This is a genomic window from Prescottella subtropica (assembly GCF_005434945.1).
GTDB classification, from domain to species: domain Bacteria; phylum Actinomycetota; class Actinomycetes; order Mycobacteriales; family Mycobacteriaceae; genus Prescottella; species Prescottella subtropica.
Window position 1 is genome coordinate 31139 of sequence record NZ_SKCH01000014.1, and the last position, 13013, is coordinate 44151.

General features: G+C 68.9%; 8 protein-coding genes. 1 reads left to right on the plus strand and 7 read right to left on the minus strand.

What is annotated here, in order from left to right; genetic code table 11:
• Nucleotides 1-5: 5 nt before the first annotated feature.
• Nucleotides 6-836, minus strand: a complete 831-nt coding sequence (locus E0497_RS13515) for an SDR family NAD(P)-dependent oxidoreductase (RefSeq protein ID WP_137725321.1) — start codon at nt 834-836, stop codon at nt 6-8.
• A complete protein-coding gene (locus tag E0497_RS13520) occupies nt 833-2431 on the minus strand; it encodes a flavin-containing monooxygenase (RefSeq protein WP_137725322.1) in 1599 nt (532 codons plus the stop codon). The genes E0497_RS13515 and E0497_RS13520 overlap by 4 nt, the downstream gene beginning before the upstream one ends.
• A gap of 70 nt (nt 2432-2501) precedes the next feature.
• Here E0497_RS13520 and E0497_RS13525 point away from each other — a divergent pair, with 70 nt between their 5' ends.
• A complete protein-coding gene (locus E0497_RS13525) occupies nt 2502-3116 on the plus strand; it encodes a TetR/AcrR family transcriptional regulator (RefSeq protein ID WP_137725323.1) in 615 nt (204 codons plus the stop codon).
• A 190-nt stretch (nt 3117-3306) separates the two neighbouring features.
• Here the strand turns inward: E0497_RS13525 and E0497_RS13530 are convergent, their stop codons facing one another.
• From E0497_RS13530 to E0497_RS13550, 5 genes are all read right to left on the minus strand, one after another.
• Nucleotides 3307-7038 carry a multifunctional oxoglutarate decarboxylase/oxoglutarate dehydrogenase thiamine pyrophosphate-binding subunit/dihydrolipoyllysine-residue succinyltransferase subunit gene (locus tag E0497_RS13530; RefSeq protein WP_137725324.1) on the minus strand — a complete coding sequence of 1244 codons (3732 nt, stop codon included), beginning with the start codon at nt 7036-7038 and terminating at the stop codon, nt 3307-3309.
• A 111-nt stretch (nt 7039-7149) separates the two neighbouring features.
• A complete protein-coding gene (locus tag E0497_RS13535) occupies nt 7150-10968 on the minus strand; it encodes an ABC transporter ATP-binding protein (protein ID WP_137725325.1) in 3819 nt (1272 codons plus the stop codon).
• A gap of 82 nt (nt 10969-11050) precedes the next feature.
• Entirely contained in the window at nt 11051-11659 is a 609-nt protein-coding gene (locus E0497_RS13540; RefSeq protein ID WP_137725326.1) for a DUF305 domain-containing protein, read from the minus strand.
• Nucleotides 11660-11738: 79 nt separating this feature from the next.
• Complete coding sequence (locus E0497_RS13545) at nt 11739-12137, minus strand: DUF6153 family protein (protein WP_137725327.1); 399 nt, start codon at nt 12135-12137, stop codon at nt 11739-11741.
• 4 nt (nt 12138-12141) lie between these two features.
• Entirely contained in the window at nt 12142-12996 is an 855-nt protein-coding gene (locus tag E0497_RS13550) for an alpha/beta fold hydrolase (RefSeq protein ID WP_137725328.1), read from the minus strand.
• Between the last annotated feature and the right edge of the window lie 17 nt (nt 12997-13013).

A 13013-nucleotide genomic window follows, 5' to 3' on the forward strand; every position in this document is an offset into this window, starting at 1 on the left:
TTCCCTCAGCGCCCGGTGGGCAGCACCTTCGCGGTGACGAACGCGACCACCCGCTGGTAGCTGGGGCCGACGATCCGCACCCACGCGTCGAGGAATTTCGCGTCCGCGCCGATCAGCACCCGCGGCTTGTTCTTCCGGACCCCGTTCACGATGGTCTTCGCCGCATCCTCCGGGGTGGTGCGCGCGAGATGCTTGTCGAAGAACTGCGCGAACGTCACCTGGTCGTCGCCGTCCGGCATCGTCGCGTTGCGGGCGATCGCGGTCTTGATACCACCGGGGTGCACACACGTCACCTGCACCGGATGCTTCGCGATCAGCATCTCCTGACGCAGCGACTCGGTGAACCCGCGGACCGCGAACTTCGCTGCGTTGTAGGCACTCTGACCCGGAATCGACAACAGGCCGAACAGGCTCGACACGTTCACCACATGCCCGTCACCGGACGCGATCAGATGCGGCAGGAACGCCTTCGTACCGTTGACGACACCCCAGAAGTCGACATCCATGATGCGCTCGATGTCCTTGAACTCCGAGCGCTCCACCTCGCCGTGGAAGGCGATACCGGCGTTGTTGTACACCTGGTTCACCGTCCCGAAGTGCGCGACCACCGCGTCCGCGTAGGACAGGACGGCCTCCCGCTGCGTCACGTCGAGATGATCGGACTTCACCTCCGCGCCGGTCGCCTCGACCAGCCGGACCGTCTCCGCCAGGCCGGTCGAATCCATGTCGGACAGAGCGAGTTTCGCGCCCTTGTGCGCCAGGTTCAGGGCCAGCGCCCGGCCGATACCCGATCCTGCGCCGGTGACGACGCATACCTTGCCTGCGAACTCGCTCACTGTGCAACCACCTTGTCGTCGTCGAGATCGGAAAGTTCGGTGTCGAGATCCGGTGCGGCGTCCCGCGCGGCGACCGCCGGGGCCGGCAGATCGCCCGCGGCCACACTGCGGTACGCGCCGAGGTCGAATTGCTTGGTGAGGGAACGGAACTCGAACGTGAAGCCCGGCCACAGCGTCGTGTTGTTGCCGTGCTTGTCGAGATACCAACTGGCGCAGCCGCCGTTGTTCCACACACTCTTGGAGATCTTGGCCTGCAGCCCGCGGTTGTACGCGTCCTGCACGTCCTTGCGGACCTCGATCGTGGCGATGTCGTAGCGGTCGATCAGCTTGATCGCGTCCACCACGTAGTTCACCTGCGACTCGATCATGAACACCATCGACGTGTGTCCCAGACCGGTGTTGGGGCCGACCAGGAAGAACATGTTGGGGAAGTTCGCGACCGTCGACCCCTTGTACCCCTGCATGCCGGTCTCGTCGAACGTGTCCGCGAGCGAACGGCCGTCCTTGCCGAAGATGCCGGCGAACGTGGGGGAGTCGGTGACGTGGAAACCGGTGGCCACCACGATCGCGTCCACCTCCCGTTCGGCGCCGGTGCGGTCGACGATCGAATGCGAGCGGACCTCGGCGATACCGTCGGTGACGACGTCGACGTTCGGCTGCGCGAGCGCCGGATAGTAGTTGTTGGAGATCAGCATGCGCTTGCAGCCGATCCGGAAGTTCGGGGTCACCTTGCGGCGCAGCGCCTTGTCCTTGATCTGCCGGCGCAGATGCCGCTCGGCGACGAACTGCAGCGGCTTCATGAACACCGGGGCCTTCGCGAGACCGACGACCTGCGTCTCGCGCATCCAGTAGATGCCGGTGCGGCACAGCTTCTGGAAACCGGGCAGGTACTTGAACGCCAGATGCTCGGCCCGGGTGTACTCGCGGTCGGCGCGCGGCAGGATCCACGGTGCGGTGCGCTGGTACACGTCCAACTGCGCGGCCTTCTGTGCGAGCTGCGGGACGATCTGGATGGCCGACGCGCCCGTGCCGATCACCGCGATCCGCTTGCCGTCCAGATCGGCGTCGTGGTTCCACTGCGCCGAATGGAAGATCTCGCCCTCGAACCCCTCGATACCGGCGATGTCCGGCAGCGACGGCTCGCACAGCGCGCCGACCGCCGCGACGACGACCTTCGCGACGAAGCTCCCCTTCGAGGTCTGCACCTCCCAGCGGGCGGCGGCGGCGTTCCAGTGCGCGGACTGCACCTCGCAGCCGAAGATGTGCTTGTCGAGGACGTGGTACCGGCGGGCCACCGACGAGATGTAGTTCTGGATCTCGGGTTGCGGCGAGAACGACCGCGTCCACTCCGGGTTGAGCGCGAACGAGTACGAGTACAGGTGCGACGGCACATCGCACGCGGCACCCGGATACGTGTTGTCGCGCCACGTGCCGCCGACCTCGGAGCCGCGCTCGAGTACCACGAAGTTACTCTTGCCCTCCTGGGCCAGCTTGATAGCAGCGCCGAGGCCTGCGAAGCCGCTGCCGATGATCAGTGTGTCGACCTGGCGCGCGTCCGCGGCCCGGGCGGAGGTATCTGTGACTGGAAGACTCATGTATGGGAGCGTAGGGCGCTGTTGACCGGCCGTCAACAGTTGTTGACTCCCGTTCAGTAAGGTGTGTCGCATGGACCCCGTCAAACGCACCCGTCTCAGCCCGGACGAGAGGCGGGCGCAACTCATCGACCTGGGCGTACGGATGCTCGCCGAGCGGCCCCTCGAACAGATCTCCGTCGAGGACATCGCCGACCAGGCCGGCGTCTCCCGCGGGCTGCTGTTCCACTACTTCGGGTCCAAACACGACTTCCATGTCGCGATCGTCCGGCACACCAGCACCGACATGCTCGCCCGCACCGCACCGAACCTCGACCTCGAACCGATCGAGATCCTGCGCGACGTCATGGCGTCGTACGTCGACTACGTCTCCGAGAACCGCGACACCTACGTGTCCCTGCTGCGCGGCACCGCCAGCGGCGACCCCGCCATGCGCGAGGTGTTCGAGGCGACCCGCACCGAGATGGCCCGACGCGTCGTCGACCAACTCCCCACCCTCGGCATCGACCCCACCGCCCGCATCGTGCTGTCCGTACGCGGGTGGATCGCGTTCGTCGAAGAAGCCACCATCACGTGGCTGCAGGATCCGCAGATCACCCGCGACGAACTCATCGAACTGCACGTCACCGCCCTGCCCGCCGTCGCCCTCAGCTCCGAGATGGCCGCGGTGCTCCTCGGCACCCCCTGACTCGCGTTTCGCGCACTTGTCGCGAATCCTGTTACCCGAACCCGTGTTTCGCGCACTTGTCGCGAGGCTGCGTGGGCGAATCAGCGCGACAAGTGCGCAAAACGCGGGGGAGCGAGCCTGCACCGGAACGCCGGAAGGCCCGTCCACTCGGGTGAGTGGACGGGCCTTCCGGACAGGTACTGCTACAGCGTCACTTCGTCGGCGTGAACGCCGTGTCGATGATCTCCTGCTGTTCGACGGCGTGGACCTTGCTCGAACCCGACGACGGGGCCGACATGGCACGACGCGACACGCGCTTGATGCCCGCGAGCTTCTCGGGCAGCAACTCCGGCAGGGCCAGGCCGAGGAACGGCCATGCACCCTGGTTCGCCGGCTCCTCCTGGACCCAGAAGAACTCGGTGACGTTCGGGTAGCGGTCCAGCGTCTCCGCGATGCGGCGGCGCGGGATCGGGTACAGCTGCTCGACCCGGACGATCGCGACGTCGTCGCGGTTCTCCTTCTGCTTCTTCGCGAGCAGTTCCCAGTAGATCTTGCCCGACGTCATCAGCACGCGCTTGACCTTGCTGCGGTCCTCGCCGGCCTCGTACGTGGGCTCCTCGAACACCGAACGGAACTTGCCGGTGGTGAAGTCCTCGAGCTCGGAGACCGCGGCCTTGTTGCGCAGCATCGACTTCGGCGTGAACACCACGAGCGGGCGGCGGATGCCGTCCAGGTGGTGACGACGCAGCAGGTGGAAGTACGACGCGGGCGTCGACGGCATCGACACCGTCATCGATCCCTCGGCGCACAGCTGCAGGAAGCGCTCGATACGGCCGGACGTGTGGTCCGGGCCCTGGCCCTCGTGGCCGTGCGGCAGGAGCAGCACGACGTCGGACAGCTGGCCCCACTTGGCCTCACCGGAGCTGATGAACTCGTCGATGATGGTCTGCGCGCCGTTGACGAAGTCGCCGAACTGCGCCTCCCACAGCACCAGGGCGTCGGGGTTGCCGACCGAGTAGCCGTACTCGAAGCCCAGGCCCGCGAACTCGGTGAGCGCCGAGTCGTAGACCATGAACTTGCCGCCGTTGTCGGCGTTCGTCGCGAGGTCCGCGATCGGGTTGTACTCGTCGCCGTTCTTGCGGTCGATGAGGACCGAGTGCCGCTGCGTGAACGTGCCACGACGAGAGTCCTGGCCGGCCAGACGCACCAGCGCACCCTGCTCGGCGAGCGAACCGAACGCGAGTAGCTCGGCGAACGCCCAGTCGACCTTGCCGGTGCGGGACATCTCGTGACGCTTCTCGATGACCGGCTTGACGCGCGGATGCACCGTGAACCCCTCGGGGACGTTCACGAACGCGTCGCCGATGCGGGCGAGCGTCGCGGCGTCCACCGCGGTGGTCAGACGGGCCGGCGGGGTCTGGTCGAGCTCGACCGACTCCGACGGTTCCGGCGTGAACTTCTCGAGCTCACGGACCTCGTTGAACACCCGCTCGAGCTGGCCCTGGTAGTCGCGCAGGGCGTCCTCGGCCTCCTTGAGGGAGATGTCGCCGCGGCCGATCAGGTTCTCGGTGTAGCTCTTGCGGACGCTGCGCTTGGTGTCGATCAGGTCGTACATCGCCGGCTGCGTCATCGACGGGTCGTCGCCCTCGTTGTGACCGCGACGGCGGTAGCAGATCAGGTCGATGACGACGTCCTTGCCGAACTTCTCGCGGAAGTCGACGGCCATCTGCGCCACCCAGACACACGCCTCGGGGTCGTCGCCGTTCACGTGGAAGATCGGGGCGCCGATCATCTTCGCGACGTCGGTGCAGTACTCGGACGAACGCGAGTGCTCCGGGGCGGTGGTGAAGCCGACCTGGTTGTTGACGACCACGTGCACGGTGCCGCCGGTGCGGTAGCCGCGCAGCAGTGCCAGGTTCAGGGTCTCGGCCACGACACCCTGACCGGCGAACGCCGCGTCACCGTGCAGCATCAGCGGCATGACGGTGAAACCGTCCTGGCCCTTGTCCAGCAGGTCCTGCTTGGCGCGGACCAGGCCCTCGAGGACCGGGTCGACCGCCTCGAGGTGCGACGGGTTCGCGGTGAGCGACACCTTGATGTCGTTCTCGCCGAACATCTGGATGTAGGTGCCCTCGGCGCCCAGGTGGTACTTCACGTCGCCGGAGCCGTGCGCGGCCGCCGGGTTCATGTTGCCCTCGAACTCGGTGAAGATCTTCGAGTACGGCTTGCCCACGATGTTCGCGAGCACGTTGAGCCGACCACGGTGCGGCATGCCGATGACGACCTCGTCGAGCTGGTGCTCGGCGGCCTGGTCGATGATCGCGTCCATCATCGGGATGACGGACTCGGCGCCCTCGAGCGAGAACCGCTTCTGGCCGACGTACTTGGTCTGCAGGAACGTCTCGAACGCCTCGGCGGCGTTGAGCTTGCTCAGGATGTACTTCTGCTGGGCGACGGTCGGCTTGACGTGCTTGGCCTCGACACGCTCCTGCAGCCACGCCTGCTGGGCCGGCTCGAGGATGTGCGTGTACTCGACACCGGTGTGCCGGCAGTACGCGTCCCGTAGGATCGACAGGACGTCGCGCAGCTTCATCCGGGTCTTGCCGTGGAAGCCGCCGACGTTGAACTCGCGGTCCAGGTCCCACAGCGTCAGGTCGTGGGTGATGACGTCGAGGTCCGGGTGGCTGCGGAACTTGTCCTTGACGAACTGCAGCGGATCGGTGTCGGCCATCAGGTGACCGCGGTTGCGGTACGCGGCGATGAGCTCGAGCACACGGGTGCTCTTGTCGACGGCGCCCTCGGGGACATCCTTGCGCCAGCGGACCGGCTCGTACGGGATGTGCAGCGAGTGGAAGACCTCGTCGTAGAACTCGTCGGAGATCAGCAGGTTGTGGATCGTGCGCAGGAAGTCGCCGGACTCGGCGCCCTGGATGATCCGGTGGTCGTACGTCGAGGTCAGCGTCATCAGCTTGCCGACGCCCATCTCGGCGATGCGCTCGTCGCTGGCACCCTGGAACTCGGCCGGGTACTCCATCGCGCCGGCGCCGATGATCGCGCCCTGACCCTGCATGAGACGCGGCACCGAGTGCACGGTGCCGATGCCGCCGGGGTTGGTCAGCGAGACCGTGACACCCGAGAAGTCCTCGGCGGTGAGCTTGCCGTCACGGGCACGGCGGACGATGTCCTCGTACGCGGTGTAGAACTGCACGAAGTTCATCTCGTCGCAGCCCTTGATGGCGGCGACGACGAGGGAACGGCTGCCGTTCTTGCCCGGCAGGTCGATCGCCAGACCCAGGTTGGTGTGTGCCGGGGTGACGACGTTCGGCTTGCCGTCGACCTCGGCGAAGTGCCGGTTCATGTTCGGGAACGCCTTGACCGCCTGCACGATCGCGTAACCGAGGATGTGGGTGAACGAGACCTTGCCGCCACGGGTGCGGGCCAGGTGGTTGTTGACGACGATGCGGTTGTCGAACATCAGCTTCGCCGGAATGGCACGGACGCTCGTCGCGGTCGGGATGCTCAACGACGCCGACATGTTGCGGGCCACGGTGGCGGCCGCACCGCGCAGGACCTGATTGGAGTCCTGCTTGGGGGCGTCGGTGGTCGCCGGCTCGGCCTTGGCTGCGGCCTTCGGGGCAGCCTGAGCAGCAGCAGCAGGCTTCGCGGGGGCCGCCGATGCGGGAGCCGGGGGAGGAGTCGTGGCCTTCGGTGCGGCGGGGGCCGGCACGGCCGGGGCTGCCGGAGCCGCGGGGGCCGTGGCTGCACCGTTCGCGGACGAGGCGACGTCGCCGTTGCTGCCCGCGTTCGCCGCATCGGGCGAGTAATCCGTCAGAAACTCGTGCCAACTGGCGTCCACGGATGAGGGATCATCCTGGAACCGTTGGTACATTTCGTCAACCAACCACTGGTTCTGTCCGAACTGGGAAGTAGAGCTGCTGCTCACGGCAGGTGTTCGCCTCGTTTCTTTTTCGGTACCCGATCAGAGCGCCTATACACATGAGGCTAACGTCCACGCGCCGGGCACGGCCATCCGGTCCGCCGCGTGTCAGCAGTCTCACATTGTTGCGATGGGATCACCATCGGTGACCGTTCTCGCCGACGAATTATTCCCGTCTTCGCGCGCGGATGCATCACAGAGCCTGGCGTAGTGTCCGCCGGTTCGTCGAAGTGCGTCGGGCGCACCGGTTTCGACGATCCGGCCGTCGTCGACGACCACCACGAGATCGGCGCGGGCGGCGGTCGCCAACCGGTGCGCGACCACCACGGACGTGCGTTTCCGAGTGACCAGACGGTTCGATTCGAGGACCAGTCGTTCCGTGGCGGGGTCGAGTGTGGCGGTCGCCTCGTCGAGCAGCAGCAGGTCCGGATCGACCAGTTCCGCGCGGGCGAGAGCGATCAGCTGACGCTGTCCGGCCGACAGACCCTGCCCGCGTTCCCCGATCGGGTGGTTCATGCCGCCGTCGAGCGCGGCGACAGTGGGGAGGGCGCCGACCGCGCGGGCCGCGTCCTCGATCTCGGTGCGGCTCGCGTCCGGACGCCCGTACGCGATGTTGGACGCGACGGTCCCGGTGAACAGGTGCGCCTCCTGCGGGACTACACCGAGCCGGCCACGATAGGCGTGCAGCGGGTAGCGGCGCAGATCCTCGGCGTCGACGCGGACCGCGCCGGACGTCGGGTCGTAGAACCGGGCCAGCAGCTTGACGACGGTCGATTTGCCGGCACCGGTGCGGCCCACGAGCGCGACCGTCGCCCCCGGGGGAATATACAGGTCGATGCCGGTGAGGGCGTCGGAGTCGGCGCCCTGGTAGCGGAACGTCACGTCGTCGAACCGGACGTCGCCGCGCAGCCGCCCGTCGAGCGGGGCGGTGTCCCCCGGTTCGGCGGCCTCGATGGAACTCGGGGTCGCGAGCAACTCGCCGATCCGGCGCAGTCCGACATCGGCCTGCTGGTACCCGTCGAACACCTGCGACAACTGCTGGACGGGACCGAACAGCAGACCCAGGTACAGCACGAACGCAACGAGGGTACCGGCGGTGGTGGCGCCGTCGGCGACCCGTTGCGCGCCGGCGAACACGACCGCCGCCAACGCCAGATCGGACAGGAACGTGATGAACGGGAAGTACACCGAGATCGCGCGCTGCGACCGCATGCGGCTGCGCCGGTAGCCGTCGGCCCGTTCGGCGAACCGTTGCGCCGCGAACTCCTCCCGGCGGTACGCCTGCGCGGCCCGCAGGCCGGCGACGTTCTCCTGGAATTCGGCGTTGACCAGCGAGATCCGTTCCCGCGAGACGCTGTACGCGCTGCTGGACACCCGCCGGAACACGAGCGTGGCGACGGTGAGCGGCACCAGCGCGGCCAGCGCGACGAGCGCGAGCGCGGCATCGGTGACGAGCAGTGCCACTGCGATCCCGGCGAGCGTGAGCAGCGCGACGATCGCGGTGGACAGGCCGGTCTGCAGGAACGACGACAGCGCGTCGACATCCGTGGTCATCCGGGTCATGATCCGGCCGGACAGTTCCCGCTCGTAGTAGTCGAGTCCGAGTCGTTGCAGGTGCGCGTAGCTGCGGACCCGCAGCCCGAACAGGACACGTTCACCGGCGCGGGCGGTGATCACGGTGAGCGCCGCGACGACGAACCAGGCGACGGCCGCGAGGACGGTGCCGACGGCCGCGGCCGCCCACAGCGGGCCGTAGTCGCCGGGGACCACACCCCGGTCGATCGCGAACCGGACGATCGACGGGAACGTGATGCCGATCAGCGAATCCAGTGCCAGGCACGCCACGACAGCGGCGAGCAGCCACCGCACCGGGTGCAGCAGCCGCCCGAGCCGGAACTCGGGGTCGTCGCGGCGCATCCGGGCGGTGTCGGTGCGCGGGTCCTCGGTCGCCGGCGGGAGTTTCTCGACGGCCCGCCGCAGTTCCGGGGTGACCGCGACACCGCCGAGCGCGCCGCCCATCGGGCCGCCGTGGCCGCCGCCGGGGCGGCCCGGGTCGGTGCCGGTCCCGGCCCGGTCACCGTCGGTGGTGGTGACGTCCGGCCACAACTGTGCCGTGGTCGGCTCGGTCGCCGGCGCGGAGGTCGCGGCGGCGGACCCGTCGTCCCCGTCGGTGTCGGGTGCGGCCAGCAGCGTGCGGAACAGGGCGCAGCGGGCATCGAGTTCGTCGACGGTGCCGATATCGACGATGCGGCCGCCGTCGAGGACCGCGACCCGGTCGGCGAGGGTGAGGGTCGAACGGCGGTGCGCCAGGATCAGGGTGGTGCGGCGACGCCCGGCCCGGACGGCGTCGAAGATCGCGGCCTCGGTTTCGGCGTCCACCGCGGACGTCGCGTCGTCGAGGATCAGCACCCGCGGATCCACGAGCAGCGCCCGGGCCAGCGCGACCCGCTGCCGCTGCCCGCCGGACAGGGTCAGTCCGCGTTCCCCGACGACGGTGTCGTAGCCGTCGGACAGGGCCTCGATGAAATCGTCGGCCTGCGCGAGGCGAGCGGCGGCCCGGATCTCGTCGTCGGTGGCGTCGGGCCGGCCGAGGGCGATGTTCGCGGCGATCGTGTCGGAGAACAGGAACGGCTCGTCGAACACCAGGCCGACGGCCTCCCGCAGCTGTTCGGCGCGCAGGTCGGCGACGTCGTAGCCGCGGCCGTCGGACGTGAGGGACACCGTTCCGGAGTCGGGGGCGTAGAAGCGGGGCAGCAGCAGCGACAGCGCGGTCTTACCGGATCCGGCCGGCCCGACGACCGCGACCGATTCGCCGGGCGCGACGGTGAGGTCGAGGCCGTCCAGCACCGCCCGGTCCGCGGCGAACCCGAAACCGACGGCGTCGAGGTGCACCCCGAGCGGGCCGTCCGGCAGGTCGACCGGATGCGGCGGATCGGACACGTCCGGTTCGGTGTCGATCACCTCGTAGACGCGTTCGACGGCGGCCCGCGACAGCTGCGCCATGATCACGACCTGCGACAGGGTTCGGGTCGCGGCCGTCATCGTGGCGACGTAGGTGGCGAACGCGAGGAACGTGCCGACGGTGATGGTGCCGTGCAACGCCAGGTAGCCGCCGAGCGCGATCACCCCGACGAGCCCGAGTTGCGGGATCGCCGCCATCGACGGGGCGAAGCGGGCGTTGATCCGGGCGGCCCGCAACCGCTGCGCGTACAGGGTGCGGCCGAGGCCCTCGAGCTGGTCGACGGACCGGGACTCCTGCCCGAACCCCTTGACGACCCGGACCCCGGTGACGGTCTCCTCGACGTGCTGCGCGAGATCCGCGGCCCGCTGCTGCGCCGACCACGTCGCCGCGAACAGTTGCGGCCGCACCAGATACACCACGAGCGCGACCAACGGGACGGTGACGAGCGCGACCACGGTGAGCAGCGGCGACAGCCATGCCATGATCACCAGCGCGAGGACGAACTGCAGGACCACCCCCGCCGACATCGGCACCATCGCCAGCAGCCCCTGCACGAGTTGCAGGTCGGTGATCGAACGGGACACCACCTGCCCGGTACGGATCTGGTCCTGGCCGCGGCCGTCGAGACGTTGCAGCGAGCCGAGCAGGCCGAGCCGCAGATCGTGCTGGACGTCCAGCGACAGTCGTCCGGCGAGCATCCGCCGCCCGTACTGGCAGGCGAAGCGGACACACGCCAGGAGCGCGATCAGCACCGCGATTCCGCCGATGACGCGGGTCGCGGTGGCCTCACCGGCCGCGGCGGCGTCGAGCGCCACCTTCGTCAGCAGCGGGAACGTGATGTCGATGACGGCGGCGACCACCGTGACCGTGAGCGCGCCGACCGCGGTCCGCCGGTGGTGCCAGCACTGTGCCGCGAGTCGTCCGATCCAGCCGCGGGAGCCGTCGGCCACCGTCTGTGTGTCCTGAGTAGCCATCGCGGTCAACCGTAGTCCGGCGGACCGACAGGACCTGCCGCGCGCCCACCACCGATGGGCAGCGGACGCGCGACGACCGGAACTAGTTGTCCAGCATGCTCTGCATCTGCGTGATCTCGGTCTGCTGGCTCGCCACAATCTGCTGCGCCAGAGCCCGCACCTGCTCGCTCTCCCCGGTCTGCAGGACGTCGTCCGAGCTGTCGACGGCACCGTCGTGGTGCTCGATCATCATCTCGAGCCACATGCGGTCGAACTCGGGTCCGGTCGCGGTGTCGAGGGCCTGCATCTGCCCGGCGGTCATCATGCCGCCGTGATCCGTGCCGCCGTGATCCATACCGGCATGCGACGGATCGGCCACGCCCCACGCGGTCAGCCAGCCCTGCATCTGCCCGATCTCGGGGCCCTGCGCCTGCTCGATCTGCGTGGCGAGCGCGATCAGATCGGGATTGCTGCTGCGGGACGGCACCATCTCGGCCATCTCCACGGCCTGCTGGTGGTGCGGGATCATCATCTGCACGTACGCGACGTCGGCGTCGTTGTGGGCGCCGGCCTGGGCGGGTGCGGTGACGGTGGTGGTGGCCGTGGTGCTCGTGGCCGTGGTGTCGCCGGAGCCGCTGCTCGAGCAGCCGGCGACGAGGGTGACGGTGGCGGCGGCCGCGCCGATGCCGACGAGGATGCGGGTGGTGTTCATGGTTGTACTCCGTGGGTCGTGAAACGTGTGGGGCCGGACTGCGGCCGGAACGGCGATGTGCCGCGCCGCAGTGGCCCTGTCACACCCGCAGGATGCACAGAGTCGACAGCATCGTCGAGGTGGTGGGCGCGAACGGGGGTGCGCGTCCGGCACCGGCAGCCGGGTCGGACGGACCCCGCGGCCGGGAGCGGGGGGTGCGGGCGGTGCGCAGCAGCAGCCACACCCCGAGGGCCAGTGCCGCCGCGAGCAGGACCGCCAGGCACAGGTGGAAGCCGGCGTGGTCGCGTCCGTGATCGGGGGCGGGAGTGCCGTCGGCGGGGGCGGGGGAGTCCTGCACCGACACCGACACATGCGTCGTGTCGTGTCGGGGGACCGGGTCGAGCGGCGTCGTCGTCACGTGGTGCATCGCGAGGACACCGAACACGAGCGCGCACAGGGCCGCGAATCGTGTGATCGACGTGCGACGCGCCCCCGGCATGCCGTCAACTGTACCGACGGATCCGATCGTCCCCCCGGGCCAGGAACGGCAGTATCTCGGCGAGGAACTCGCTCGGACAGTCCAGCTGCGGGCAGTGCCCGCAGTCCGGGATGACGGCCACCCGCCGGTCGGCGGTGACGGTGATGCGCCGGGCGGCGCGGGCCGGGGTGAGCAGGTCGTTCGCACCCCACAGCAGCAGCACCGGCATCGCGAGGTCGTCGATCATCTGCGGGATCGGCAGGGCGGCGATCTCTCGGATCACGACCCGGCCGAGGGCCAGCAGATCCGCGACCTGACGGTGTGTCGCGTAGTGCCGGGTGTAGCCGGCGCGGACGCTCGCGTCGGCACGCAGCGGGTGCCGTAGTGCCGCTGTCGCGTACAGCGCGCCGACCATCTGCTGGACGACACGGTCGGGGACGGGGGCGGACAGCAACTGGGTGAGCCGTTCGACCCGGAACTGGACGCCTCGCGTCCACGTCCGTGGAATCGGCGCGACACCGGGCATGTCGGACAGGACGACGTCGGCGACCTGGTCGGGTCGGGCCGACGCCCATGCCAGTGCGGTGACGGCGCCGAGCGAGTTGCCGATCACGCTGACGGGGGCGTCGGGGCCGGTGCGGTCGTCGACCAGGCCGGAGAGGGCCTCGACGTAACTGTCGATGAGCGGTTCCCGCCACGTGCCGGAGCTGTGCCCGAATCCGGGGAGGTCGACGACGAGCACCGTGTACTGCTCGGCGAGCGTGGGCAGCACTTTCTGCCAGGTGCCGCCGTGGTCGGAGTAGCCGTGCAGCAGCACGACGGTCCGGTCGCCGGACCCGGCGGTGACGACGTGGGGTCGGTCGGTGCTCGCGGTGCGCACGGTGTCCTCCCGGAGGA